This is a genomic window from Microlunatus elymi, assembly GCF_007362775.1.
Classification (GTDB): domain Bacteria; phylum Actinomycetota; class Actinomycetes; order Propionibacteriales; family Propionibacteriaceae; genus Microlunatus; species Microlunatus elymi.
Genome location: NZ_CP041692.1, coordinates 1,101,037 through 1,126,150 on the forward strand (window position 1 = coordinate 1,101,037; position 25,114 = coordinate 1,126,150).

Annotated in this window: 26 protein-coding genes; 10 read left to right on the top strand and 16 right to left on the bottom strand. The window is 65.2% G+C overall.

The features are described from left to right. Positions 1–56: 56 nt before the first annotated feature. Both FOE78_RS04885 and FOE78_RS04890 read right to left on the bottom strand, forming a co-directional pair. Positions 57–1,430, bottom strand: coding sequence for a DUF1254 domain-containing protein (locus FOE78_RS04885; RefSeq protein WP_210414813.1), 1,374 nt, complete (start codon positions 1,428–1,430; stop codon positions 57–59). 268 nt (positions 1,431–1,698) lie between these two features. Then, positions 1,699–2,595, bottom strand: coding sequence for a phosphotransferase enzyme family protein (locus FOE78_RS04890; protein ID WP_168207384.1), 897 nt, complete (start codon positions 2,593–2,595; stop codon positions 1,699–1,701). 303 nt (positions 2,596–2,898) lie between these two features. Here FOE78_RS04890 and FOE78_RS04895 point away from each other — a divergent pair, with 303 nt between their 5' ends. The 3 genes from FOE78_RS04895 (at position 2,899) to FOE78_RS04905 (ending at position 4,826) form a co-directional block, all read left to right on the top strand. Next, positions 2,899–3,414, top strand: a complete 516-nt coding sequence (locus tag FOE78_RS04895; protein ID WP_168207385.1) for a DUF402 domain-containing protein — start codon at positions 2,899–2,901, stop codon at positions 3,412–3,414. 228 nt (positions 3,415–3,642) lie between these two features. Beyond that, positions 3,643–3,933, top strand: coding sequence for a transposase (locus FOE78_RS04900; RefSeq protein ID WP_143984785.1), 291 nt, complete (start codon positions 3,643–3,645; stop codon positions 3,931–3,933). After that, positions 3,930–4,826 (top strand): IS3 family transposase, encoded by an 897-nt coding sequence (locus FOE78_RS04905; RefSeq protein WP_143984784.1) that lies wholly within the window; start codon positions 3,930–3,932, stop codon positions 4,824–4,826. The genes FOE78_RS04900 and FOE78_RS04905 overlap by 4 nt, the downstream gene beginning before the upstream one ends. A 158-nt stretch (positions 4,827–4,984) precedes the next feature. On the opposite strand, the gene FOE78_RS04910 is transcribed toward FOE78_RS04905, so the two are convergent. From FOE78_RS04910 to FOE78_RS04930, 5 genes are all read right to left on the bottom strand, one after another. Continuing rightward, the gene (locus FOE78_RS04910; protein WP_228266052.1) at positions 4,985–5,731 is read right to left on the bottom strand and encodes a GAF and ANTAR domain-containing protein; all 747 of its coding nucleotides are present in this window, start codon (positions 5,729–5,731) and stop codon (positions 4,985–4,987) included. A gap of 89 nt (positions 5,732–5,820) precedes the next feature. Continuing rightward, positions 5,821–6,537, bottom strand: coding sequence for a GAF domain-containing protein (locus tag FOE78_RS04915; RefSeq protein ID WP_143985313.1), 717 nt, complete (start codon positions 6,535–6,537; stop codon positions 5,821–5,823). A gap of 59 nt (positions 6,538–6,596) precedes the next feature. After that, a complete protein-coding gene (locus FOE78_RS04920; protein WP_143985314.1) occupies positions 6,597–6,953 on the bottom strand; it encodes a PRC-barrel domain-containing protein in 357 nt (118 codons plus the stop codon). A 36-nt stretch (positions 6,954–6,989) separates the two neighbouring features. Then, entirely contained in the window at positions 6,990–8,114 is a 1,125-nt protein-coding gene (locus tag FOE78_RS04925; RefSeq protein ID WP_143988553.1) for a fatty acid desaturase family protein, read from the bottom strand. Positions 8,115–8,280: 166 nt separating this feature from the next. Continuing rightward, positions 8,281–9,450 carry an AI-2E family transporter gene (locus tag FOE78_RS04930; RefSeq protein ID WP_210414814.1) on the bottom strand — a complete coding sequence of 390 codons (1,170 nt, stop codon included), beginning with the start codon at positions 9,448–9,450 and terminating at the stop codon, positions 8,281–8,283. Between the two features lie 254 nt (positions 9,451–9,704). Here FOE78_RS04930 and FOE78_RS04935 point away from each other — a divergent pair, with 254 nt between their 5' ends. Both FOE78_RS04935 and FOE78_RS04940 read left to right on the top strand, forming a co-directional pair. Continuing rightward, positions 9,705–10,229 carry a DUF5994 family protein gene (locus FOE78_RS04935; protein ID WP_143985315.1) on the top strand — a complete coding sequence of 175 codons (525 nt, stop codon included), beginning with the start codon at positions 9,705–9,707 and terminating at the stop codon, positions 10,227–10,229. Between the two features lie 447 nt (positions 10,230–10,676). Further along, positions 10,677–11,573, top strand: a complete 897-nt coding sequence (locus FOE78_RS04940) for an aminoglycoside phosphotransferase family protein (RefSeq protein ID WP_143985316.1) — start codon at positions 10,677–10,679, stop codon at positions 11,571–11,573. 202 nt (positions 11,574–11,775) lie between these two features. Here FOE78_RS04940 and FOE78_RS04945 read toward each other — a convergent pair whose 3' ends face one another. From FOE78_RS04945 to FOE78_RS04985, 9 genes are read right to left on the bottom strand one after another with little or no spacing between them, the layout of a single operon-like run. Then, entirely contained in the window at positions 11,776–12,213 is a 438-nt protein-coding gene (locus FOE78_RS04945; protein ID WP_143985317.1) for a hypothetical protein, read from the bottom strand. Then, complete coding sequence (locus FOE78_RS04950) at positions 12,210–12,773, bottom strand: hypothetical protein (RefSeq protein WP_143985318.1); 564 nt, start codon at positions 12,771–12,773, stop codon at positions 12,210–12,212. The genes FOE78_RS04945 and FOE78_RS04950 overlap by 4 nt, the downstream gene beginning before the upstream one ends. Next, on the bottom strand, positions 12,770–14,599 hold the full coding sequence (locus FOE78_RS04955) for a type IV secretory system conjugative DNA transfer family protein (RefSeq protein ID WP_143985319.1): 1,830 nt from the start codon (positions 14,597–14,599) through the stop codon (positions 12,770–12,772). Before FOE78_RS04955 ends, FOE78_RS04950 begins: the two co-directional genes overlap by 4 nt. Before the next feature lie 2 nt (positions 14,600–14,601). After that, on the bottom strand, positions 14,602–16,164 hold the full coding sequence (locus FOE78_RS04960; RefSeq protein ID WP_143985320.1) for a conjugal transfer protein TraC: 1,563 nt from the start codon (positions 16,162–16,164) through the stop codon (positions 14,602–14,604). Continuing rightward, on the bottom strand, positions 16,161–17,666 hold the full coding sequence (locus tag FOE78_RS04965) for an SCO6880 family protein (protein ID WP_143985321.1): 1,506 nt from the start codon (positions 17,664–17,666) through the stop codon (positions 16,161–16,163). The genes FOE78_RS04960 and FOE78_RS04965 overlap by 4 nt, the downstream gene beginning before the upstream one ends. Then, positions 17,659–19,509, bottom strand: a complete 1,851-nt coding sequence (locus FOE78_RS04970; protein ID WP_143985322.1) for a phage tail tape measure protein — start codon at positions 19,507–19,509, stop codon at positions 17,659–17,661. The genes FOE78_RS04965 and FOE78_RS04970 overlap by 8 nt, the downstream gene beginning before the upstream one ends. Next, on the bottom strand, positions 19,496–20,302 hold the full coding sequence (locus FOE78_RS04975) for a hypothetical protein (RefSeq protein WP_143985323.1): 807 nt from the start codon (positions 20,300–20,302) through the stop codon (positions 19,496–19,498). Before FOE78_RS04975 ends, FOE78_RS04970 begins: the two co-directional genes overlap by 14 nt. A gap of 31 nt (positions 20,303–20,333) precedes the next feature. After that, positions 20,334–20,705 (bottom strand): DUF6112 family protein, encoded by a 372-nt coding sequence (locus FOE78_RS04980; RefSeq protein WP_143985324.1) that lies wholly within the window; start codon positions 20,703–20,705, stop codon positions 20,334–20,336. Continuing rightward, on the bottom strand, positions 20,698–21,573 hold the full coding sequence (locus FOE78_RS04985; RefSeq protein ID WP_210414815.1) for a hypothetical protein: 876 nt from the start codon (positions 21,571–21,573) through the stop codon (positions 20,698–20,700). The genes FOE78_RS04980 and FOE78_RS04985 overlap by 8 nt, the downstream gene beginning before the upstream one ends. Positions 21,574–21,728: 155 nt before the next feature. Here FOE78_RS04985 and FOE78_RS04990 point away from each other — a divergent pair, with 155 nt between their 5' ends. The 5 genes from FOE78_RS04990 to FOE78_RS23530 all read left to right on the top strand — a co-directional run bounded on the left by FOE78_RS04990 (position 21,729) and on the right by FOE78_RS23530 (position 25,108). Next, positions 21,729–22,160, top strand: coding sequence for a helix-turn-helix domain-containing protein (locus FOE78_RS04990; protein ID WP_143985326.1), 432 nt, complete (start codon positions 21,729–21,731; stop codon positions 22,158–22,160). A 208-nt stretch (positions 22,161–22,368) separates the two neighbouring features. Further along, positions 22,369–22,644, top strand: a complete 276-nt coding sequence (locus FOE78_RS04995; protein WP_143985327.1) for a hypothetical protein — start codon at positions 22,369–22,371, stop codon at positions 22,642–22,644. Then, positions 22,644–23,711, top strand: a complete 1,068-nt coding sequence (locus FOE78_RS05000; protein WP_143985328.1) for a DUF6545 domain-containing protein — start codon at positions 22,644–22,646, stop codon at positions 23,709–23,711. The genes FOE78_RS04995 and FOE78_RS05000 overlap by 1 nt, the downstream gene beginning before the upstream one ends. Beyond that, complete coding sequence (locus FOE78_RS05005; protein WP_143985329.1) at positions 23,698–24,558, top strand: oxygenase MpaB family protein; 861 nt, start codon at positions 23,698–23,700, stop codon at positions 24,556–24,558. The genes FOE78_RS05000 and FOE78_RS05005 overlap by 14 nt, the downstream gene beginning before the upstream one ends. 343 nt (positions 24,559–24,901) lie before the next feature. Then, a complete protein-coding gene (locus FOE78_RS23530) occupies positions 24,902–25,108 on the top strand; it encodes a hypothetical protein (protein ID WP_168207387.1) in 207 nt (68 codons plus the stop codon). Positions 25,109–25,114: the final 6 nt, after the last annotated feature.

The window sequence follows — 25,114 nt, forward strand, 5'->3', positions numbered from 1 at the left end:
CGAGGATCGAGCCGTTCGGCCTCGAACAGGCCCATCAACGAACGGCAACCCATCGGCTACCGGACCCGTTCGATCGGCGGGATCTGGTAGCTGCCGTCGAAGATCGCCGGGTCGGGGATGTACATCCGCAGCACCGGCCGGAACGGCCCCGCCGGCGCCGGAAGCCAGTTCGCCCGCTCGTGCGCATCGGTGGGCTCGGTATTGCTGATGGTGATGGTGATACCGCCATCGGGGTCGGCGGTGATGCCCGGAGTTCGGTCCCCGATCGAATAGCGACCGATCTCGTTGTCCACCAGGAAGAAGTTCGGCACGTCATACATCGTCAGCGACCAGAACCCACCCACCGGCGGAGTCGGCGACAGCCGCAGCCGGTAGGTGTTCGTGCCGTCGAGCTGGTGATCATCGGAGTCGACGTAGGTCATCACGTAGGCGGCTTCGTAGCCGTGGTTGCCCCACAACCCGCCCAACGCCGCCGCCGCTCGTTCGGCGAGGCGGATCTTCGGGTCGGTGAGTTTCCACTCATCAGAATCGACGGTGCCGACCTCGAAGTAATCGAGGTTGTAGTCGAAGACATGCAAGGTGAGCGTCCAGCCGTTCACCTTCGGGCTGTTGCCCGAGTGCTCGATCCGGTCCAACGCCGCACCCCCCGAGGCGTAGGCGGCTTCCAGCCGATCCTGCGTCGGCGACGCCAGCCGGCCGACCGGAACGTCCCCGGTCAAGCCCAGTTCTGCGACAGCGGCCAACAGCGGCTGGTCCCGCGGTGCCGGTGGGAAAGCCTGCGACCACAGCCGCATCTTCTCGAAGAAGGCCAAACCCTCCGAAAGGTCCGGCTCGATCGGCGGCAACCCCACCGGGACCGCCGACTCATCAGCCGGTGTCAAGGTTGTGGCGTCTTGCAAGGCGTGCACGACCGCAAGATCATCATCACCCGACACCGCCCACCGCCCGACAATCGAACCAACTCGGGTCGGGAAGCGGATCACCGCCACCTCATCGGCAACCTCACCGTCCCAGCCCGGCGGAACCAGAAGGAAATCGCCGGGGCCGGGACCCGTACCCCGCTTACCGACGTAGGCGAAGTTGTCGGTCCACGCATCTACGAACTGCAGCACGTAGTAGCGGTCGCCGACCTCCGGTACATGCAACCGGACCGGACCGACCGACAGGTCAATCTGGGCCATCGAATACACGGTGTCGTTGTTGATCGTGACGAACGTGTCCGCCGGCGTCGCCAACTGCCGCGCGTGACTGAACGTGTTCCAGTCCGCGGCAGGATTACTCCCCACGCCCGAGGTCACGTAACGCGTCACCTGATCCAAATTGAACACCAGAGGAAAACCGACCAAATAGGCCTCAATCCCCAACCGATCCACAGCCCCAACGGTCGCCATAACACCCTTCCCGCGCACCCATGGCCCTGGACAGACCACCGAGTCCCATCAAGCCAGACTCCAACCGATCACACCTCACCCGGAACAGGTGGCAAATCGCGGGCCACGCGACACCCCCCACCTGACTGCAAGCCACTCGTCACCGACATAGGTGCCCGTTGGACGTTCCCCAGCCGACATCGCCGTACGCCGCCCCGCAAGCCGGCCCTGGCGGGCAGACCCTCCGGGCAACCTGACCGGGCACGCCGGTCAGCGCGGAGTCGCTGCGTCACAGACGATCCTTCATCGGGGCATCAGTGGTCCGAGGCTATTGATCGAGCCACCAGGCGGCCTTCTGTAGTGAGCCTGTCTGGTTCATCAGGTCGTTGACCGGATCGGGGTTGTAGCCAGACACAGCCGGCCTGTAAAGCGCTATCGCGGCCCCGAGGACGGGCAGCGCCCGCAGCTCGGCCGAGGTCAGCCGACTGCCGGTGCCCGCTTCAAAGGTCTTGATCCAAACCGGAATCTGGTCTGTCGCGGTCGGGCCGAGAACTGCGATGGCCCAGTTGAGACTGTAGGCAAGATCATGTACTCGGGGTCGGCGGGCGGCGAATCCGAAGTCCAGCGCGACCAACTCTCCTGCACCGGTCCGGGGCAGGTTATTCGCCTTTCCGTCGCCATGGATGACCTGACACACGAGATCGCGGGCGGGCACCCATCGCCGGGCGACGGTCCGACTCTGCGCCACCAGCTGTTCGACCAAGTGACTTGCGTCGCGGTCAGCCGCGACCGCATCTCGGGTCGCCGCCAGCCATCGACGCAACGCCGACCCGGTGGCCCACGTTGCGATCACCGGTCTTGTCAGCTGGCCGGTGAAGGTTGCGAGGTGGCGGTCGATCGTCCCCAGGTCAGACAGCACCGCAGTGCACGCGTCCGCGCTGGGCGTTGCGGCCTCGTGCGGGATATACGGCTCGAGTTCCGCCCAACGGTCGGCGCAGCGAAACACTGTCTTACCTTCCCAGGGGATCGCGACCGCAACCTGCACGCCCACGCTGGCCAGATGGCGACGCACGGCTTGCAAGCCGAGCAATCGCTGACGCGACACGAACGGCTGATGAACGCGCAGCACAAGGCCCGGTTCGCGAAGATGGAGGTTCAGGCTGAAGTGACCACCGAGATCTCGTACCTCGCTTCCCGAGGCGATGCGCTCGGCGACTTCAAGCACTCCGGCCGTCGACGCAGGCAGGCGTCCCGGGAGGTCTGCGGGATCGTCGAACCACCACGACCGCACTCCCCGACGTGGCGTCGCAACTGGCATTGACACGACAGGCATCCTGCAACATCCATGCTGCGGCGCCGAACGTAATTTCCTTCTTCGTGAAGTGAAGCCACCCGATCAGCCCAGAACGACCACGGCGTGCATGTGCCGGAAGAGGTTCCTCTGAGGACACCGAGATCACGATCAGGCATCGTCGCTGGAAGCGGATCGAGCACCGGGCACCTGACAACGTGTCGCTACGCTGCAGCCGTGACGGAACTCGGTAGTCAACGGTCGGTAACCAAGATCAAACTCGGCGGAGCAGTCCGCACACATCAGAGCGTTTCGATCCAGACGACCCCCGAGGCGTCATGGTTGTACGCTCCCGAAGGAACCGCCGTCTACTACGACACCGGTGAGCTGTACACCCACCACAACACCGCTGGCGTCCAACTGCTCGTCCCCGGCGAGTGGTGGACCGCTTGGTGGTTTCAGGACAAGCGCTGGATCGCCATTGATGTAACGCTGCCTGTCGAAGAAACCAGCGAGGGGTTCCGCTACACCGACCTCGAGCTCGACCTGTGGTGGCGAAACGGCGACAGCGGCATCGTCGATCAGGACGAGCTAGACACTGCCCTCACCAGCGGGAAGGTCGATCAGACGACCGCCGAGGCAGCCCAACAGGTAGCGAACTCCCTGCACGATCGGCTTCAGCACGATCGCGAGTTCATCGAACTCGGATTCAGCATGCTCGACCGATGCCTCGACCGTTCGTCAGCAAGCTAACCAGCAACAGCCGCGACTGGCCGCCCGTAAGCGGTTCGTGACCTGCCCGGCCAGGGACCTCGCCGCGTGATCGGCGGGACACTTTCAACAGCGAGCCGGAGTCCACCCGGTTCAAGTTCCCCTGCATCACCAAAGATCACGACCTTGCTGGTGTCCGTAGCGGTTCGCCGGCGAAAACGAAGTGGAAATCCCCCACTTTCGTGAAGGCATGCACTATGAGGAGTTGTCATGCCAGAGAAGCGACGGAAGTTCGACGCGGAGTTCCGCGAGGGCGCTGTGCGGCTGGTGCACGAGTCCAACAAGTCGATCGCGCAGGTCGCCCGTGACCTGGGGGTCAACGAGGGCACCCTGGGCAACTGGGTGGCCCGGGACCGTGAACAGCGTGAAGGCGTCAATAGCCTGTCCAAAGATGATCTTGACGAGTTGAAGCGGCTGCGCTCTGAGAACGCCGAGCTGCGGATGGAGCGTGATGTTCTCAAGCGTTCCGTGGTCCTGTGGGTGAAGGAGGCGATGAGGTGAGCGTGGCACGCTTCATCGCCGACCAGAGGACCTTCTACCGCGTCCCGATCGCGGTCTGCTGCGCCATCCTCGGCCTGAGTGTGGGCTGGTTCTACAAGTGGATCAAGTCCCCGGTCACCGACCGACAGCAGCGGCGCCGCGAGCTGGATGCTGCGGTGCTGGCCATGTTTGAGGCGTCCGGTCGTACCTACGGCTCACCGCGGATCCACCGGGATCTGGTCGATGCCGGCTGGAGGGTGGGCCACAACACGGTCGCCGACTCGATGACCCGCCAAGGCCTGCAGGGCAGAAAACGCAAACACCGTAAGGGATTGACCAAACAGGACCGCAAGGCGGCCAAGTTCCCGGACCTGGTGCAGCGGGACTTCTCCGCCCGGGCGCCGAACTGCAAATGGTGTGGCGATATCACTGAGATTCCGACCGATGAGGGCAAGCTCTACATGGCCACGGTGATCGACTTGTTCTCGCGCAAGCTGCTGGCCTGCCCGATCAGCGATCACCCCGACGCGCCATTGGTCTGTGATGCGATCAAGATCGCCGCGGCGGTCCGCGGTGGCCGGGACCACATCGAGGGTGTGATCTTCCACTCCGACCGTGGATCAACGTATACAGCGAAGGACTTTTCCCTGCTGTGTAAGAAGAAACTCGGGATCCGACAGTCGATGGGACGGGTCGGATCCTGTTTCGACAACGCGGCAGCGGAGTCGTTCTTCTCCACCCTCGAACACGAAGTCCTGTCCCGCCACCACTTCGAAACCAAAGCCCAAGCCAGGGCTGTCGTCCTGGCCTGGTGCCACCAGTTCTACAACGTCCAACGACGGCACAGCGGCGCGGCCTTGCTGCCACCCGACCAATACGAGATGATCACCGCTGACCAACCGGCAGCGGCCTAAACCGAAACCCTTCACGATTTCGGGGAAATCTCAAAGATCACGACCCGACATCACGTCCGGCAGGGATCGCTAATCGGGCACTGATGAACGGGTCGTCTGGTGCCCGGTGATCGTGCGGCAAGGCCCGGTGACCGGGCGGTCGGCAGAGGATCGGCCTGTCACGGTGGCCCGCCCGCAGGGGATTGGAGGATTTCAGCGGTTTGAGAGGAGTGTTCGGTGATGGCGCGGGCCAGGTCGGAGAGTCGTTGGTGTGTTTGGCGTGCGTGGGCGCGCATCGCTTCGAAGGCGTGGTCCATGGTGAGGTCACCGCGCTCGGCGAGGATGCCTTTGGCTTGTTCGATGATTAGTCGGCTGTTGAGCGCGGTCTGCAGCTGGTTGGTGACGATTTCTGCTTGCTGGGTGCCGCGATGTTGGAGGATGCCGATGGTGGCGATGTCGGCCAGTGCTTGGCCGACTCGCTGGTCTGGCTCGGCGAGGTCGGATGCGTGGATGCAGAACAGGTTCAATGCGCCGATGACCTGGCCGCGTAGTCGCATGGGCAGCGCGTGGACGGAGACGAATCCTGTCTGCTTGGCAGCGGTGGCGAATTGTGGCCACCGTTTCTCGTTTGCGGTCAGGTCGGCGTTGACGACAGGTTTGCCGCTGCGGTAGGCGTCGACGCAGGGGCCGGCGTCGGTCTGTAATTCGAAGAGTTCGAGCAGCCGGGCCTGCTCCATCGATGCCGCGGCGGAACGGAGCCGACCCTGTGAGTCGGCGAGGGCGACACCGGCGGCGTCGACATCCAGCAATTCGACGCACCGAACGGTGAGGGTGTCCAGGAAGTCGATCACATCGAAGTCTTCGACCAGCGTGTCGGCGAGTTGGACGAAGACTTCTGCCAGCCGTTGCACCGCCGCGTTGGTCACACCAATCCCCTTGCTCCCTGAACCAGACGTGAGGCGCCAGATAGCGTTAGTCGCACGTTGGTTGCGTCAGTTGCGTTGGCGTCGATTACTCATCGTTGACCCTCGTCGAATCGTAGTCGCCGTGCTACGACGTCTTCCGCAACCTCTGATGTCATCCGGTTGTTGCCGTAGGCATGGGCGCGCAGTCTGATCAATGCCTCGGTCAGGTCGATTCCGAGTTGGACACTGATCATCCCGGTGGCCTGAAAGACCACCATCTGCTGCTGGTCGAGCAGATCGTCGTCCATTTCCGGCGCGAGGGCAGCCGCGGAGAGGAGGATCGATGTGGCGGCATCCGCCAACGCGACAGCGTCACCGAGGGCAGGTGTGGACAGCGGGCCGGGTTTGTCTCGATGCAGGACCAGCACGCCGACCTTGATGGCGCCAAGTTGCAGGGGCAGGGCGAACACGGCCCGCACGTCGAGAGCTATCGCCTCGGCGGTGAAGGCCGGCCACCGGACCTGCGATAGTTCGGCCAGATCCGGTGCAAACACTGCGGCACCTGCCTCGATCGCGTCGATCGCGGGCCCTTCGCCGGTGGTGAACTGCAAGTCCGCGAGCCGCCGGCTTACGGGGTCATCCCCCCAGGTCAGAGTCGGGACGCGTTCAGCAGCGCCCAAGACGACTGAGGCGACCGAGGCACCGACCCCTGTTACGCCCAACACCGCAGCAGTGGCGGAGGAGGCGAGGCTGGACAGGCCGTCCTGGTTCGCCTGATGGTTGCGTCGCAGCGATGCGAGGCAGATTGCCATCGCTCTGGTCACCATGGTCCGCTCTCCCCTCCGCCCGGCAGCCCCCAGCCGTGCGGGGCCGCCGACGGTGTGGTTCAGCGGCGGACGAGGCGTCGGCCGCTTGTCGATGCGGGTGGTGTGTAGTCCAGGCCGAAGTGGCGGAAGGCGCGTTCTTCATCCTCGACCGGGAGCTCTTCGCCCGAGCGGGTGGTGGGGGCGCCGTCGACATCGGCCTTGGTCCACGGGAGCGTGATGTAGTCGGGTGAGGTGACAAGGTCGCGGGCTGGTACCAGGACCTGCTTTTGGCTCAGCATTCCGGTCCTGACCGCTAGAAAGACGGGCTCGTCGGTCTCGGCGTCGTAGTAAATGTCGGCAAGCTTGCCGAGCTTCTCATCGGCGTCGATCAGGACGTCTTTGTCGCGCCATTCACCGATATTGGTCGGTACGGTCATAGCTGACTCCTTGTTGGTGTTTGTCGAAGTTGATGTTTATCGAGTTGGTCGGGCCGTTTGTCGGTCGAGCAGATCGGGGCCGGCACCGCGCATTTGGGCGGCGAGCGGACATCCGAATGGGTCCCGGGCGGCCAACCCGACCTTGTTCAGGTACCGCAGCACGGTTGCGTACGCAGCGGGGAGACTTTTCTCGGTGTAGGTGATCTTGTTCTCGGCACACACTTGGCGAACGAGTGGCTGGAGCTTGCGCAGATTCGGTCGAGGCATCGACGGGAACAGGTGATGTTCGATCTGGAAGTCCAGGCCGCCGAGCAGGAAGTGCACAAGCCATCCGCCGCTGACGTTGCGCGACATCAGCACCTGGCGGCGCAGGAAGTCAATCTTGAGATTCGGCGGCACCGTCGGCATACCGATGTGGTTCGGGGTGAACGCACCACCGAGATAGAGCCCGTACGACGCGAGTTGCACGCCGAGGAACGCGGCCGCCGTGCCGGGCGGCATGATCAACAACAGACCGGTGAGATACCCCAAGTGGCGGATCAGCAGCAACGCGAGTTCCCACCGACGGCGCTTCATCGGCGTCCGGCTGACCACCCGACGCATACTCGCTACGTGCAGGTTCAACCCCTCCAACATCAACAACGGGAAATAGAACCAGGCCTGGCGATCAGCCAGATACCGACCGAGCCCGTGCCGTTCGGCCCGCGCGTACGGGGTGAAGGCCAACACACCGGGGGCCACGTCGGGATCACTCCCAGCCTTGTTCGGATTCGCGTGATGGGAGCTGTGTTTGTGCTGCCACCATCCTAGGCTGAAACCGCCGAGCAGGTTGCCCAGTCCCAGGCTGGCCCACTCGTTCGCCCAAGAGGTCCGGAAAATCTGCCGGTGCGCCGCGTCATGGCCGAGCAACGCAAACTGGGTCAGAATGACCGCGAGTACCGCCGCCAGCAGCAGCTGCAGCCAGGAATCACCCAGCAGCACCATCCCGGCCACCACGCCCGCCAGCGCGACAACGGTCAGCGAGATCTTGGTCCAGTAATAGCCGTACCGGCGCTGTAACAGCCCGGATTCCTTCACCGCAGCAGACAGCTGCGTGTAACTGCCGGTATACCGATCCTGTGCCCGATCAACTCGAGCCGGGCGTGCCGCCTGAACAGTCATCATGATCACCCTCGGTCCCGACCCATCCGATCAGCGAGCGATGGGAGGTATGGATTGCCCAATATGGGGCCGAGGTCTAGGGCACCAGGTAATGGCTTCTTCTCGACAGTACCCACCGAACGGCTCCCAACACGACGAACCGCACGCCGACCGAAACCGGATGAGATTATCGGGCGGCGTTCGACCGCTGACGGACAAACCGGCGCGGGGAAGGGGTCGCCTGACGCCAGGTTCCGGAAGCGACGTAGCTGATCATGGTGTGGATGACTGCGGCGGCCGGGACGGCGAACAGCGCACCGGGGATCCCGGCGATGAAGGAGCCGCCGGCGACGGCGAGGACCACCGCGAGCGGATGTACCCGGACGGCGGAGCCCATCACGAGCGGCTGCAGGACGTGGGACTCCATCAGGTGGACCACCACAACGCCGGCGAGCATGATCACCGCCTGCAGCGGTCCGAGGTAGACCAGGGCGATCAGTACAGCCAGCACGCCGGTCGCGATCGCACCGACCAGCGGCACGAACGAGGCCAGCAGAACCAGCACCGCCAGCGGCACCACCACCGGCAGGCCCAGGAAGAATGCGACCAACCCGACCCCGACAGCGTCGGCGGCCGCGACGAGGAGCTGCACGCGGACGAACGCGCTCAACGTCAACCATCCCGCCCGGCCGGCGCCATCAACGGCCGGTCGTGCCGGGCGCGGGAACAACCCGACGATCCAACCCCACACCACGGCACCGTCGATGAGCATGAAGATCGTCGAGAACAGCGTGATCAAAGCACCAGCGACAATCCGGCCGACCGTGGCGCCGGCGGACAAGGCGCCGCCAAAGATGGCACTGCCGTTCTTCTTCATCGCCTGGATCGCCTTGTCCAGATCGGCGGCCAGAGCAGTATCACTCAAATGGAGAGGTCCGACCCGCAGGTAGGTGCGGAAGCTGTTGTACCGCGCCACCGACCGCGCCTCCAAGCCAGGCAGACCGGAACGGATCTGGGTCGTCACCAGCAAAGCCAAACCACCCACGATCAGCAACAGGCCCACCAGCACCGCCAGGATCGCGAGCACCTTCGGCCACCGATGCCGTCGAAGGAACTGCACCGGCGGAGAAATCAACGCACACACCAACAGCGCGACCAGAACCGGGATCACGATCTCACTCAGCGAAGCCACCAGGTAAACGCACACCGCGATCGCCCCGACGACCACCAAGAACCGCCACGCCCACTGCGCGGCCAGCTCCACCGCCGGCGGCACCGCCGTCCGACGAAAACCGTTGCGAGGACCGTTGGAGCGACGCGCCAAACCAATACGAACCGACCGGTGTCTGGGATTCATGGCACAAGTCTGAGCATCCCGGGCACACCCGATCAGAACCAGCCCCCGCTTCAGCGCGCCGGACTCCGCCTTTTCACCCACGGCCAGGCCTGTGCTGCGCCCCAATGTGCGGCCGGGTTTCGAGGAGACGATTCAGCGGCCCCGGGCACCCTGGGGCTGTCCGCGTCGTTTTGGCTATCGCAGCTAGATTGGAGTCCTGGGAAGGCGCTGCAAGTTCCTTGCTCCGCATCGACACCCAGCCCTTGGAGGTCGCCATGAGCGACTACACCTCACTGCCGGAACGCCGCCCCACAGCCACACCCGCAGCGGCACCAGTGATCGAGTCAGATCCTCCGGTCCCGACGTCGCCCCTCCCGCGCCTACAGCTAAAGCCGATCCTGGGCGAAGCAGTCCTGGACGGCGCCTGGTGGCCCCGGTCGCGCGACCTTCGTCAAGAACTACCATCGCTGACCGATTACTGGCCCCTCGAACATGGCCGGATCGCCCGGGCCCTCTACTCCACCGCCGACTGGGATATCGCACCCCGCCGCATCGTCTCCCGCGGCTCCATCATCCCCGCCTCATCCTTCCCCGACGAAAACACTCACAAGATCATCCTCACCCTGGCCGGCAACCGCCGCCGTATCGAACTCCTCGTCATCCCACCCGATGCCGATCCCACACACGCCGAACAGGCGTTCGCCCTCGCGATCGACACCAGCAACCGTCACACCGCAACCCAAATCCTGACCGACCTAACGGAACCGGCCCTGACAGAACCAACCCGACGACCAACCTGACTAACCAACCTGACGAACCAACCTGTGAACCAAACCGTCATGGAACTGACCTGATTGAACCGACTCAGCCCAACCGGCCTTCAGAGCGCCAACCACGCAACCGGCGGCCGCAGTCGCGTCGGGCCACGTCCCCCGTCAGGCGGGTCAGGCGGGTCATCGTCGAGACCGTCAAGGTAGCCGTTCCCTGGCAGGCATCGGAACGCGCCGCCCGCAAGCGGGCCGGTGGCGGGCAGACGACACGGGCAGCACACCGGGCACCCGGCCGAGCGTCGCGTCGCTGTTGCACAAGGGATCGGCAGATTCGGACAGGTAGTCGGGTCCCCGGTGATGACTCCGGGCGGTCCCGTTGCTGGGCAGTTTCTCGAGTGTCCAATCAGGCTCCTGTCGCGTGGGACCACGATGCCGAACCGGGTTGACAGTGGACCGTCTGATCGTTCGGATAGGCCTGTGAGCCCCCGCAAGTTCCATGCCGACCACATCGGCACACCTGTCGTCCACGAACTGGTGGCTGCTCAGTTCCCTCAGTGGGCCGCGCTGCCGCTCGAACCCTTCAACTCCAGTGGGTTGGCGAATGCGATATACCGCCTCGGCCCGGACCTGTCCGTACGGCTTCCGCTCCCGCCCTCGATCACCGACATGGTCCAAAGGGAGCAGGAGAAACTGGCGGCACTCGCGCCGTTCTTGCCTGTCGCCATTCCCTCTGTCGAGGCGATCGGCTCACCTCACGCCGCCTTTCCGGGCACGTGGTCCGTCCACCGCTGGCTCACCGGCGCGCAGCCCGCCCCGGACGCGATGGTTGATCCGCGCCGGCTGGCGAGGGACCTCGCGGCATTCGTCGACGCATTCCGGCGGGTCGACCTGCCGGACCGGGAACCGACGTATCCGGGCGAACGTCGGACGCGCGCTCCGATGGTCTCGATGGACTCCTCAACACGGAAGATGATCAGCGAGCTGGATGGCCTGATCGACACCCGCGCGGCGCTCGCGTCGTGGGAGGAATCGCTCGCAGCACCGTACGACGGCCGCGAGGCGTGGGTGCACTCCGACCTGACCCCGAACAACCTGCTCGTCTCGACGGCAGGCCGACTGACCGCGGTGCTCGACTTCGAGACCTGCGGTGTCGGCGATCCGGCATGCGATCTTTTCCCCGCGTGGTACCTCCTGCCGATTGACGTCCGCGACGAATTTCGCGCAGCGCTGGACGTGGACGACGCGACGTGGCTTCGCGGACGCGGACGAGTACTGTCTCAGGCCCTGACCTATTTGAGGCACCACAAGGAAACCCCAGCGCTGGCGAACAATGCGCGCCACGTCATCCGCGAGGTGCTCGCGGCTTCTCGATGACGCCCCGGGCAGGACCGATAGCCGTTCCACCAACGGGCCGACCGAAACCCTCATGACCAGCGGAATCGCCGGCGACCGATAGACCCGCCCGGCTCCGGTGTCCGCAAGGGTGCCTCAAACGAAGCGACAAGCGACGACCAATCTGCGAGACGAAGCGCTCGACTCCGGCGCCGTCGACAAGCGCTGGCTTCTGCCGTGGCGTTCACCGGCGCGTGGCCGCCGGGCTGACGTTTGCGGTGCCAATGAACATCGACCAGAGTGCGAGGCAGGACAGCTCAAGTTGGTAGCTGCTGCCAATCAGGAGGGCAGCGGTTCGCGCCAAGGCGAGCTGCTTCACCAGGCAGTTGGCGTTGAGTCGACTGCCGGCGATGATCATGTGACTCTCCTGATCTCGGATCCATAGCAGGTTGTCCAGCAGTTCGACGTCGAGACAAGACCGGGGGATCGGCGTCTTTGGATCGCGGGCTCCGAGTTGTTCGAGGCCGAACGCCGACGGGTCGCCGATGTAGGCGCGGTCGACGATCAGGACGGGCATCTTCAGGTTCAGGAACGTGGCCGGGAGCAGATGCCAGCCGTCGTCGAATCCAAGACGAGCGACCGGTGGCAGCGATTGCCGGAGGACTTCGATCGTGGCAGTCATGGTGAAGCTCCGTCCTGTTCCGAGACAGTGAACGGAGCGGGGACCTCGTCTCGAGGTGCCCTGTGGCTGCCGTCGAAGCAGTCGGCGGGTGCCCACTGTCGCATGCGTTGGAGGAAGCCGGGGAGCCAGCGGTCGTGCCACATCTGCGCCGCGTCGGAGTTCGACTTGGCGTCGTTGAATGCGCGCCGCCAGGCGAACGCGAGGGTTGCGATCTCGGCGGCAAGGCCGCCGTGCTGCTCCCAGCAGTACGGGATGCGTTTCGTCTGCTCCTGTGGTGCGTAGCGCAGGTTGAACCAGGCAACCCAGGTCGGCAGGACGTCGACGTCCTTCATCGGTGGCGGCTGGTGATAGCACCACGGCGCGGTCCGCAACTCGCCTTCGCGCACGTCGACGAGCCGTCCGAGTACGCCGTCGATCGCCTCGATCGCGCGGTTCTGCTGGTTGACGGTGTCGCGCAGTGAGCGGACTTCAATCTGCAGTCTGCTCACCTCCGACGGGTCGGGGGAGCGAACGCCGTAGTCGCCCGACTCGTCGAACGGGTCGAACGGGTCATCACTCATCGCGGCACCAGCTCTCCGGTGAACGCGGGCCGCGACAGTTGAGGTTCGTCGTCGACACGGCCGGCGCGAAGGGCGTCCGCGTCGGCGCGAAGCTGTTTCCAGTCGCGGCGCGTCCACGCGGGCACGAGGCGGACGATGGTCGGCGGCATCGAACGCATGATCAACAACGCCCGGCCACGCGGCAGCTCCCGGATCGCGGCAGGCTCCAGGATGTCGCTGCGTTCAACGCCGACGTGGATCGATCCGGGATCAGCGAATCCGTGGCTCTGCCGGCTGCGTCGCTCCTCGAGCCGTCGACCTGCCAACAAAGATGCCCACTTCAACGTCTCTTCCGACTTGAGTCCGCCGAGGATGGTCAGCGCCGTCGTGTTGTCGAACAGCGTGGCTGCCGCCCTGCCCCAACGGGCCTGAGCCTGAGCCGGCGACTGCAGGGCGTAGTGGACGATCACACCTCGCCCCGCCGAATCCGACAACGTGTCGGGCAAATCGGGCAGCGGACAGATCGAGGCGACCTCGTCGAGCACCGCAGTGAACGGCGGAGCCAATCGCTCACGTCCGCTGGCGTTGCTGTCGGCGATCGCGAGTCGACGTGCGGTGTCGAGCACGTCCTGGACGAACGCGGTGATCAACGGCGCCTGAGACGCGGCGTCGTCCTCGGAGCCGATCACATAAACCGTGCCGCCGCTGCGTACGAACGCTTCTGGATACAGCCCTTCGGCGTCGGTACGCGGCAACGCGCTCGCGGCGACGTCGGGGTCGGTCAGGCACGCGATCGCGTCACGAATGGTCTCCCAGATGCCGGATCGGGTCTCCTCGACGACCGATTGCGCCTGCTGCAAGGTCCGGCGTACGGCAGTGAAGTCCGGCCGGGTACGGAGGATCGCTGCGGCTTCGGTGTCAAGATCGTTCTGGCACCAGCCGACGAAGTCCATCAACGGAGCTCCTGATATTCCGGCGGCCAGGAGATAGGCGGTCAACACGGCCACGGCGCGCCGCTCGAAGAACGCGTGGTTGCCGACGGTCCCGTCGTGGCCCTCGCCGGTGGTCGCACGCAGTAGTGCTTGGGCTCGGCGTTTGGCCGACTTGACCGTCGTACAACCGCGGACGGGATTCCACCGGACAAGATCGGGCCACTTCGCTGATCCGGTGAGGTCGAGCACTTGGACGGCCGAACCGGCGCGTTGACGGGTCTTGGCCGTGAGCAGGAAGAGATCGAGCTTGGTCGACGTCACGATCAGCGAACCCGGTGCCGCGATCACCTTGTGCAGTTGGTCCATCAGCGTCTTGCCGGACTGCTGCGGCGCGATGACACCGGTCGCGTTCTCCAGCGGTAGCCACAGGGCGGATCGGCCGACGGCGGAGCGATGCAGCGGGATCCCGACCTGTGCGGGAGCGGCGAGCCGACGGTCCCGCCAGCCGAGGTCCGGGCGCGTCGTGCGAGCCCGCTTGCGGCACACCGAAACCGACAACTCCTGGGCGAGATCAGACCTGGTTGCAAAGCCGCGACCAGTGGGCGCAGCCAGTCGATACGCCGTCATCGCCGTCCACACATACGCCGACGAGACCAGACAGAGCAGCGCAATTGCCAGCACCCAGAACGTTCCCGACCCGATACCGATGCCGAAGGTGGCGGTCGCACGGCCGGGATGCAGCCACACCGTCGCGGCGAGCGTCGACCATCGACCCGGAGTTTGCCTGCCGATTCGGGCAAGACCGACTCCGGCCAGCACTGGCGTCATCGCAGCGACGAACAGGCCTACCATGATCAACAAGGCGACGACGGCTGCGGCTTGTCGGCGATCTTCTGCCGCGTACCAGCGCCACATGATCAGGCCACCCCGTCCGTCTCGTCCGGCTCGGCAGGGGACACCCGTACTTCCTCGGCCATCGCGTCGGCGGGGTTGGCTACCGACTCGTACTTCCGGGTCCCCATCCGGGAGTCGGTCTGGATCAACTCCCACTCGTAGCCGTCGCGCAGCACCGTGTGATCGACGACGAAGGAACGCTGGCCGACCTTCCACAGCGCCGTCGCCTGCGGCAGTCGGGGCAGGAACTCGGCTTCGATGTCGGTCAGGTTCAGCGTTGACCGGGTGATCGGCACTTGATCGTCGGCTTGGTTGTAGACAACTCGGGTGGAGCAATCGGCCAGCAATCCGAGTGCGAGTTCGCGGATCTCCGGCGCGGCTCCCATCAGGTCGGAGATCCGGTGCAGTGCGATGAGCGTTGCCGAGCCCGACGTCACGTCATCCCCGCGCGCCAGCTTCTGCCCTTCCGAGATGCGGCGCACGATGTGCGGATAGCGGATCTGACGCCAGCACTCGTCGAGGATCCGCAGCCACTGATCGTCGGTAAAGGTGAGGATCTGATCGACCAGCGCCTGCGCGCACGTCATCGTGAGCGCCACGCCGGCATCCGATGCGCGAATGCGTGAGATGTCGATCACGACGCCGGGCCGGTTCCAGTCCACCTCGACGGTCTCCCCGTCGAAGACGCCTTTCAGGCTGCCCTTGATCATCGCTCGGAAGCGGAGAGCCAGGTCGAGACAGTCGTCGGCGAGGACCGACAGCGGGACCGGGATCGCTGCTGCCATCTCCGGTGTCGGGTTCAGCATCAGCTCGCAAAACTCGGCCAGGTTCGGTTGACGCATCCGATCCGCCGCGACGTGATCAACTTGCCGAGTGAGCTGCGCGAGCGCTTGCTCGATGCCGGTCTCCTCCCGTGCGGTCAGGGGCCGTCCCGACGCGGTTGCGCCGAGTGCGTTGAGGAGTAGCAGACGTTGTTGCTCCATCAGCTCGATGTACGTGGGCTCGTCGACTCGTTGTGGACGCGGCGGTGCGTAGAGGGGGTTGAGCGCTTTGCCCATGCCCGGCCCGAGTTGGACCAGGGTTGCTCCGACCGCCCGGGCCGTGGCCGCCATTTCTCCTTTGGTGTCGGCTGGATTGATGAAGCGGACGCCGAACGCCAACAGTCGCAGGACGATCGTCTTGATCAAGGACGACTTGCCCGACCCGATCGTGCCGAAGATCGCCACGTTGGGGTTGGGCAGGATCCCCGCCCGGTAGAGCTCGAACGGGTCGAATCGAAACGCTCCGCGGGTGAAACGGTCCCGCCCGACGTATGCGCCGTCGGCCGTGAAGCCGTGCTCGGCGACGAACGGGTAGACGCCCGCGATCTGTGCCGTCGTCTCTTCGTGTGCGCGCAACCGCATCCGGTGGAACACCCGACCGGCCCACCGTCCGGCCGGGCCACGACCGGCGGGCGCGACGTCGAGGGTGCCGAGAAGATCGACGATGCCGTCTTGCGTACGTTCGGCAGGCGGGCGCTCACGCCACGGCGTACGCGGTGCCGTGACCGTTTCTGGCAGCGTGAGAGTACGTGATTGGCTTCTCATCGCAATCCTCGAGCCAGCGGCAGCGCGGCCGCGCCGAATGCTTGATCGTGTTCGCCGGACATCCGAGCGATCTCCAGCTGCGACCGTTGTGCGAGAGCTTCAATCTCGCCGGAGGCGGCTTCGAGCTGGGCGAGGTCGTCGGCCGACACCGAAAGAAATCCGAGCATGCGATACAGGCCGTGGCCGGCGACCAGTTCGGTCTCGCGTCGATCGACATCGCCGGCTTCGATCTCGTGCCGGCGTGTTGTGCGCCGCCGGAACCGTTGCCTCATGGCCGCTTCGGAACTCACCCCGGACTGGCGCAGCGTCACCCGACGACTGGCGCGACTCGGGCTGAGCGGCTCCAGGACGATCGACACCGTCCGCCGATGCTGACTGGACAACAACAACGGCGTCAAGAACCCGGCGTCGACGTACTGCCGTGGCCATTGCAGAATCCACCAGCAGCGGTGAACCGCGCTGTCGGTGCGGTAGTGAGACCACGCGTTCTCGGCACGCATGGGCCCACAGATCCGCGGATCGACGCCGGACGGCAGACCGTCGTCACCGCCGCGGCTGTCGGACCGGCCTCCGCCACGACGGCGGATGAGCGGCCGTGACGCCGGATCGTACGCTGTGCGAATGACTTCGCCGAGCATTCGTGGCGGGCACCACCCGTCGACGCGGACGCCCGCACCCTTGAGACCCTCGGCGATCTTGTCGATCTCCCTGACGACGACCGCGGCCGCGCCCTGATGGCCGCCGCCGGCTTGGCGGATCTCGGCGTTGGCACGGCGTGCGTCCACGCTGACGGCGACGAAGCATTCGTGGGCTTGGGTGGACCCATCCACCGCCGACAACAGTTGCTCGTAGTTGGCGGCCTGCAGGGAACCGTCGTGAACGCCCCGCCGAGTCCAGTCGCGGTGGAGGGCGTCACCGGAGTCGGGGAGGGTCCGTTCCAGGACTTGGATCCGGTTGATGACGCCGTTTTCGGAGCACAGCTGGGCCAGCAGCGAGCCCCACGCGTCGACGCGGGATGCTCGCACGGAGGTTTCGAGCAACGCGAAGGTGGAGCCTTCGAGTGCCAGGACAGCGGTGTACGTCTTGGCGTATGGGTCGTGTACGACGGCGATCTCGGCACCCTCGCCACCGTCCAGGACGAAGTTGATCAGGCGCAGGTGGGCCAGGTCTCCAGGCAGGACGAACTCTGCCGTGTCTGAGTTGCGCATGCGAAACACACCCCCGCGATAGACGTCCTGACCGGTCAGCTTTTGGGTCCAGAAGTTGGCGATCACCGGTACGTACTCGACGATCGTGCGGCCGCGAACGGGCAGGAACGCGATGGTGAGACAGACCGCCGCCAGCAGCACCCAGCCGAACCGGGCACGTCCGCTGGTGTCGGCGTCGAAGATGCGGGTGGACGTCCACACCGCGACCACGCCCAGCAGCAGTTGCGAGGTTGTCATGCCCAGCAGCCAGCCGCGCGATTCGCGCGGGCCGAACCGCACCTGTTGGCTACTCATCGCTGTCCTGGCCCTGGTCAGTCGGCGTTTGCTGCGCCGGTGGCAATTCGAGCTGTCGGTCGTCGACGACCGAGCCCGGAATGATCAGGTGATCGATTCCGCGTGGGGCGATCGCAGGGCGCTGTGGTACGTGGGACGGCGTCTGGACGATGGTCAGCTGTGCAGGTTCAGGTCTGGGCTCGCGGTCCTGCTGGGAGGCCGAGCCGCGGTGGTCGCTGCTTTGGGATGTGTCGCGGGCGCCGTGTGGACCACGCGATATCGGTGGACTCGGTACGTGAGGGCCTTCGACGTCGCCCAGGACTCCGCCGCCGGTAGCCGCGTGTCCGGCGAGCCATCGGCCACCCGACTCGATCGTGCCTCCCGCGAGCGCTGCCGTCACGGCTGCGATGCCGATCGGGCCCGCGAGTCCGCCGCCTCGCGCCCCAGTGGATGTGGTGCCGGCGACTGCCGGTTGCGGGGGTCGTCCGGCCAGCATCGGGCGTGGTGCGTTGCGCTCCATGATCACCCGAGTGAGATCGACGCTCGAGGTCGCCGACTGTGCCGATTGTCCGATGTAACCCGCGGAGGCCCTCGGTGCCGCACCCGCCGACGTGTTCGTCAAACCGCCGGAGAAGCGGTAGATCACCCCGGGCAGCAGGGCGGCAAGCAGGATGATCGAAACACCCAACAGGGCGTCGGAGAAGGTGGCTTGCGGTTGACCTCGCGCCGGCACCGACACCAGCACGGCGCCCAGGCGTACGGCGATAACGATCAGCGGCTTGGCGAGCAGCAGGGCCACGAACATTCGTACGGCGGCGTTGAACCACTCACGGGTCATCCGCGGACCCGCGGTTCCCGCCAGGGTCAGCGGCAGAGCCATCACGATCATCAACAGAGCGATGTTGCGCATCAGCAAGGCGACGAGCGCGGCGACGATCGCGATGATCAACAGCAGGCAGACCAGGATTGCGGTGAAGCTGCCCACGTCGTACGACGGTCCAACGGTCGAGTTGGCCGCGCCGCTGACGTACTCCACCCAATCGGCGAATTGCTTCCCGGCGCGATCAAGGTCCGTAGCACCGGACTTGTCGGGGCGGCCGGCGAGCCAGCGGGAGACCTCATCGGACGCTTTCATCAGCATGACCGCGACGGCGGCGCCGGCCGACCAGAAGAGGCCCCAGACGATCACTCCGAACAGCGCGTGCCCGAGGTGCCTGACGTCGAGTCGAACAGCGGAGATGATCAACGAGATCAGCAGCACGCCCAACAGGATCACGGCTCCGAGGCTGCCGACGTCGCTGTACAGCGACACGATTCCCGGGTTGTGCCATCCGTCCAGCATGGCGATTGCTTGAGTTCCGGAGGTCAGGATCGTCAGTAGCCCTTGCCACAGGCTGACGATTGACCGCTCCAGCCAGATGTGCACCTGTTTGGCCAAGCAGTCGAACGCCGCCGGGGCTGTCGTCACGCACTTCAGCTTCTGCGCAACCGGAGCGACCTTGTCAAGGAAGAGGGCGCGGGCCGGATCGAGCATCTTGTCGAACACGGAGGTGCAGAATCGGGTCACCGGCCGTGCGACCTTTCCGAGCGCTTCACCACACGCTGCCCGGATCCCGCTGTTGTTGCCCTCGGGGTCGATGTTCTCGACGATGACGGACCGGCACAGTTTGTTCGGACTGATGTCTTTGGGCAGCTTGATGATCGGCGGCACCGTTCGGCACACCGATTGCGCCACGTCCTCGGCGACACTTCGTCGTTCCCTCGTTGTGGGCGCGGCGTGTGCTGCCGGCACCGCGGTGGCTAGCACGGTTGCCGCCAGGAGCAAGGCGGCGATGATCGAACGGAGTCGACTAGTGCGGCGCATTGGCGTACTCCAGCCACGACTGCTCGGCTGAGTCCTGGATCTCGCCCGGATCCTCGGGTGTGCGCGAAAGGATGCTGCGCTTTTCCGCGGACGTGGGGTTTCCGGACGGATCTTTGGGGTCCGCCGCTGCGCCGCCGCTGCGGACGATCAGCTCGTGATTGAGTTTCCAGTCGCCGCGAGCCCACACCACGTTGACCGCGTCGATGCCCCAGGTTTGTTGACTGGCGCCGCTCGCGTCCGCGGTGACTTCGGGCGCCCACACGTAGACGGTCGCGCTGTCGGGGGAGTAGCGGGCCACCGCGTACGCGCCGCGAGCAGGCTGCAGCTCGTCCGTCGTGAGGCCTCTCATGCCGGATCGGATTTCGTCGAAGGACCGTACGAGGGCTGTCCGGGTCGTGTCGTCGGCGGCGGTCGCGGTCGCCATCGCGTCTGCGGCGGACTTGTCGGTGATCTTGATGGAGTTCATCCAGATGAGGTAGTTCGTCGCTGCGGCTGCCGCGCCGTCCTGGGTACGGTCGTACGTCAACGGCAGACCGTCGGGGCCCTCGGACTTACCGCCACGTCCTGCCGCCACGACGCCACGATCAAGCCCATCCGCCGCGTCGCTGCTCGAAGCGGTACTCGGTGCGACCGTGGGCGTGTCACTCGGAGTGACCGCCGCGGTCGAGGACGTCGTCGGCGTCGCCTGTGGTTCGCCGCTGCGGCCGGCCAGGTAGGCGACGACCGCGATGGCGGCGAGCAAGATCACCAAGCCGCCGATGACGACTCCGGCGCGGCGACGATTCCGGCTCATGCACGACTCCTCATGGGTACGGACGGCGACGTTATGCCCCGGCGTTGTAGAAGAAGTTGATCAAGGTTGCGGATATGCCGACCAGGAAGGCGACGCCCAACGAGGCGAAGATGCCGACCTTGCCGATGGTGCTCGCCTGCGTGAAGCCGAGCCGTGGGCCGATCGCCAGGATCAAGCCCGACAGCAGCAATCCGACGAGGCAAGCGATGATCGCGTAGAAGCCGATCGCGTCAATCAGGTCACCGATGGCGCTGCTGCCCGGCGCATTCTGCGCGCCCGCGGCGATGTTGGGACCGTCGACGACGTCCTTCGGCTTCTTCGGTGCCGCCCACGCATAGAACGGCGCGACGGCAAGAGCGGTGGAGGTGGCGACGGTTGCCGTCAGAGTACGGACCTTATGCATTGCGGTCCTCCTCTCCAGGAGCGGCGGTCACTACCGCCGGTTGGATGGAACGATAGACGTCGAGACAGATCCTGACGACTGCCTTGTGGATGGGACCCGGAACATGCTGGGAGGGTAGGACCCGTCCTGGACCGAGCGCCGGATGAGCGGCCAGCCTGTGGACAGACCAACATCTGATGCCCAAGGCTGTCGCCGCCGGCTTGCTGTTGCGGTCGTGGCGTCCCGCCGCATCGTTGATGACGACGGTGATCCGCTGACGCGCCACACCTCTGTCGTCCTGCAACCACAGCAGCGCTTCGGCTGTCTTGGCGAGACTGACTCGGTCAGGTCGCACCGTCAGAACGACGGAGTCGGCGGAGTTGGCGCGCGTAACTCGTTCGGTTGCCAGAAGCCCTGCAGGTGCGTCGCACACGATCATCGGGTGCAGTTCGGCAGGGTGCATCGGTCGCTCCGTGAGGCGGACGTTGCCGCCACGGCGGCCGACGTTGATGAGCTGGTCGTTTTCGGCTCCCCAGCGTTCGTGGGCGTGGGAGAGCGGAGCGGCTTCCAGTTCCTTCAGGACGACTGGACGATGCAGGTGGGCGTACGGCAACGCGGCGAGCGTCACGGCAATCAGCCCGGCCATCGTCGTGCGCCCGGTCCCGCCGGCCAGGCTGCACACGTCGATGTGATGGTTCGCCGGCCACTGCGCAAGAGCCAGTTGGTCGGCGGCCTGGGCGTCGCTCAGGGTGCGTTCCAGCCGAGGAAGATCGGGCACAGGATCAGCTGAAGCGCGAGGCAGCGCCAGAGGCCGATTGCGCGTGAGGTCGACCGACACCGGGCGAGCTCCGTAGCCCGACACCCGCCGATCGCCACTTCTCAAGTTCACAGTCACAGGCTTGAGAATAACTACAGTTACGATCCATGCGCTAGGGGATGGGCCGACTTGTTCTGAAGTTGTGGATCGTCGATCGCGGTCTGTGCTCAAGGTGCCGACTGTGCGATGCTAGGTGGGTTGGAACCCGATTGAACGAAGGATTGGTTGTGGCGGAGGACGGCATCCCGGGTCTCGCGGACAAGCTGAATCGGCTGTTCGCGACTGTGCCCGGCCCCGGCCGCAACGGCCTGTACTCCAACGACACGGCGGCTCAGGCGCTGCGTGAAAAGGGCATCACGGTCTCAGGCGTCCACATATCGCACCTGCGATCCGGACGTCGAAACAACCCCTCGGCGCGGCTGCTCGCGGCAATCGCCGACCTTTTTGGGGTGCCCATGGGGTACTTCTTCAATCCGGATCTGGAGAAGCAGGTCGAATCGGAGCTCAACGCGCTGACGGCCATGAAGGACTCGCGTGCCAAGGGCTTGCTGCTTCGGACTCAAGGGATGAGCCCCGAGAGCATGGAGCATCTCAGCGAGATCATGGATCGCATTCGGAAGATCGAAGGCCTCGATGACCCAGGAACGGCGGAGAGCTAGCGCGGGAGCACGGATTCGGCTCGCTGGCTTGCGGGCGAGCAAGTTGATGCCACCGAGCGGGTTCGTTGATGATCTTGTTGCTGCCGTCGCTTTGAAGCGCGGACGACCGATCAGGACCATGTCGGCCAGTCTCGGACCGCGAGAGCCGAGCGGGTTCTGGATCGCGAGGGAGGACGCGGACTGGATCGTCGTTCCTACGGGTGTCGGCGTGGCGCAGCGCACGGCCATCATGTGTCACGAGTTGGCTCACATCCTGCTTGGGCACACGCCGATCGGTGCGAACTCGGATCCCGACGCGTTGGCTGCTCTTCTCGCCCCGGATGTCGATCCCAATGTCGCTCGCCGATTTCTGGCGAGGTACCGGTACGCGGACGATGTTGAAGTCGAAGCGGAAGCTTTGGGCACTCAGCTCGCGACCATGCTCGCGCGGCGAAGCGAGCGGTGCGCCGTCGGGCACGACGCCATATCGGATCGGTTGCGCTGATGCTGGTGGGCGCGGCTGTGGTCACCTGGGCGGCTGCGCTCTACCGCGCTTGGCTCTCGTGGTCGCAGCCCCGGACGCTGTGGCGTACGAGTTTCACAGCGGTGATGGTCGCCGTCGCGATCGCTCTGACCATCTACTGCGCGCGCCGACCCTTGGACCAAACGCTGCTGTCGTACAACGTTGCCGGGCTGATGTCGCGGCTTGCGATCACGATCGGTATTGGATTCCTTCTCGTGTACTTGCACGCGCTCCGTTCACCGACTGTGCCGAAGTCGGCGGTGGCCCTCTATTCCGCGACAACGGGCGCGGTGGCCGCGGTGCTGATCGGTTCCTGGGCCGCGGCGCCGTTTCATGATCGGGAGCTTGAAGATCTCTTGGCCGCGCGATCGAACGCAACCACGGTGTACTGCGTCGCATATTGGTCGTTCCTCGGTCTGGCTCTCGGGTTGACCGCTCGGACGTGCCTCCGTCGACGACGTTCGGCCAACGAACCGGATCTAGCCCGCGAGACGAGCCTGATTCTCAGCGCCAGCGCGTCAATCGTGGCACTGCTCATCCTCGCGCTGTGGTCCTCGTCGCTCGTTGTGAACCTTTCCGGCGAGAGGGGAGCTGCCATCAATCGGCTCGGCGACCGGCTGCTGCCGCTGCCGCTGGTGTTGGTCAGTCTCGGCGTGATCTGCCTGCTCGTAGTTCCCTATGTCACCTCGTTGATCACGACCTGGCGGCGTCGACGCACGCTACATCCGCTCTGGCTGGCACTTGTCGCCCGCTACCCGGATGTACATCTGCAGATGGCGCCGCGCGGAGGCCCGCTGACTCGGCTTCAGGTCCAGGTGGAGCGAATGATCATCGAGACGCTCGACGCGTTGCGGATCGCTCCAGTCGATGAGCCGGCAGATGGAGTCTCACGTCTTGAGTCGGTGGCTGCATCGATCGAAGCCGGCAGCGACCGAACCGACCTCCGTGCCGCCGACCTTCTGGAATGCTTCGAATCCCGCGACTCGGACCTTGATCAACTGGCGAAGCTCGCGACCGTGTACAAGGAGCTGCATCGTGCATCTGCATGAGGATCGCCAACGGCGCAGCGCCCAGTTGGCAGCCCTCGATCCCAGCTTTGATTGGCACGAGATCTACCGGCGCCTGACCCTGTGGGAGTTTCCCGCGGAGGCTCGGCTCGGATTCCAGTTGGCGTTCTATCGTCCGCTGGCGGTTCCTCGCATGGCGACCCTGCTGCAGAGTACGGGGCACATGCAGTTCGACACGACCCGGCGCGCGTACGACACCGCGCTGATGATGCACGAGATCATCCACGGTGGCGTTGACTCGGAGCGTGGCCGGCGGATGGTGCGTGTGCTGAATCGGTTGCACGACCGACCCGACATTCACGCAGAGGACATGACCTACCTGCTTGCGGCGCTGATGGTCGTACCGACGAGAGTCATGGACCGCTTCGGGTGGCGACCGGTCACTGTCGCCGAACGGGAGTCGACTTGGCACTTCTGGGATTCTCTTGGGGAGCGGATGAGGATTGCTGTCCGTCCGGCGTCCTACGACGAGGCGGAGGACCGGATGGCCGAATACGAACCAGCCCACTTCGCTCGGAGCGCAGCCGGTGAAGCACTGATTCGAGCCACGCTGGACACACTGCGCGGCCGAATGCCGGCACCCGCACGGCCGTTCGTAACACAGATCACCAGCGTTCTCATCGAGGAACCGGCCGTGCTGCGCGAGCTGGCACTGCCGTTGCCTTCGCGTCCGCTGCTCGCGGTTGTCGATGGAGCCGCGTCACTGCGGCGCACGATTCAACGACGCACACCTCCGGCGAGTGAACCGTCGTTCACCCCGGGGCAACCGACCAGGCAGGTGTACACGCACGGATACGAGCTCGACGAACTTGGTCCTCGGGACCGGTAGACACATCGAGAACTGTTCTGTAGTTTTGATTCTCGTTCAGATATGAAACGAGAGTTAAGTCATGCGGCGGACTGTTCTGGCCGCAGCCGCGCTCCTGCTCGTCGTGCTCGTGGCTGTCGGTGCGTACCGGTTGGGAGCTGGCTCGCGTCGGCCGTCTGCGGTCGTGGGCGTCAGTCACGTCGCTCCGAAGGAGACCGGTCTGCCAACTCCGTCGCCGAGGTCGAGCCGAGTACCGGAGGCCAGGACAGAAGCGTGGCAACCCGTCGCGCGCGAGTTCGTCGCGGCATTCCTTGACAACTCTTCGAAGCGGCCCGAACTGCTGCGCAGAACCACGAGTCCTCGTTTGGCAACGCTGCTGGCGCGAACGGAGCCGACGAAGGTCCCGACCAGTCCTGCAGTCGGCGATCCGATTCGTATCTCTGATGACGCCAGCATGACCACAGCGTTGCAGCGGCTTGCAGACGGATCCTCCTTCGCGATCGACCTGGTGGCGGATCCGGAACGTCCCTCGGGGTGGATCGTCGTGAGTGTCCGGCCGGGGGAGGAATGACGTGCG

Bases quoted from the DNA above. Each gene is read 5' to 3' on its own strand.
- FOE78_RS04930 (WP_210414814.1), bottom strand. From the start codon at position 9,450: ATGAATCCCAGACACCGGTCGGTTCGTATTGGTTTGGCGCGTCGCTCC.
- FOE78_RS04980 (WP_143985324.1), bottom strand. From the start codon at position 20,705: ATGCATAAGGTCCGTACTCTGACGGCAACCGTCGCCACCTCCACCGCT.
- FOE78_RS04900 (WP_143984785.1), top strand. From the start codon at position 3,643: ATGCCAGAGAAGCGACGGAAGTTCGACGCGGAGTTCCGCGAGGGCGCT.
- FOE78_RS04975 (WP_143985323.1), bottom strand. From the start codon at position 20,302: ATGAGCCGGAATCGTCGCCGCGCCGGAGTCGTCATCGGCGGCTTGGTG.
- FOE78_RS04915 (WP_143985313.1), bottom strand. From the start codon at position 6,537: ATGGTGACCAGAGCGATGGCAATCTGCCTCGCATCGCTGCGACGCAAC.
- FOE78_RS04955 (WP_143985319.1), bottom strand. From the start codon at position 14,599: ATGTGGCGCTGGTACGCGGCAGAAGATCGCCGACAAGCCGCAGCCGTC.
- FOE78_RS04935 (WP_143985315.1), top strand. From the start codon at position 9,705: ATGAGCGACTACACCTCACTGCCGGAACGCCGCCCCACAGCCACACCC.
- FOE78_RS04950 (WP_143985318.1), bottom strand. From the start codon at position 12,773: ATGAGTGATGACCCGTTCGACCCGTTCGACGAGTCGGGCGACTACGGC.
- FOE78_RS04960 (WP_143985320.1), bottom strand. From the start codon at position 16,164: ATGAGAAGCCAATCACGTACTCTCACGCTGCCAGAAACGGTCACGGCA.
- FOE78_RS04920 (WP_143985314.1), bottom strand. From the start codon at position 6,953: ATGACCGTACCGACCAATATCGGTGAATGGCGCGACAAAGACGTCCTG.
- FOE78_RS04970 (WP_143985322.1), bottom strand. From the start codon at position 19,509: ATGCGCCGCACTAGTCGACTCCGTTCGATCATCGCCGCCTTGCTCCTG.
- FOE78_RS05000 (WP_143985328.1), top strand. From the start codon at position 22,644: ATGCTGGTGGGCGCGGCTGTGGTCACCTGGGCGGCTGCGCTCTACCGC.
- FOE78_RS04945 (WP_143985317.1), bottom strand. From the start codon at position 12,213: ATGACTGCCACGATCGAAGTCCTCCGGCAATCGCTGCCACCGGTCGCT.
- FOE78_RS04965 (WP_143985321.1), bottom strand. From the start codon at position 17,666: ATGAGTAGCCAACAGGTGCGGTTCGGCCCGCGCGAATCGCGCGGCTGG.
- FOE78_RS04925 (WP_143988553.1), bottom strand. From the start codon at position 8,114: ATGACTGTTCAGGCGGCACGCCCGGCTCGAGTTGATCGGGCACAGGAT.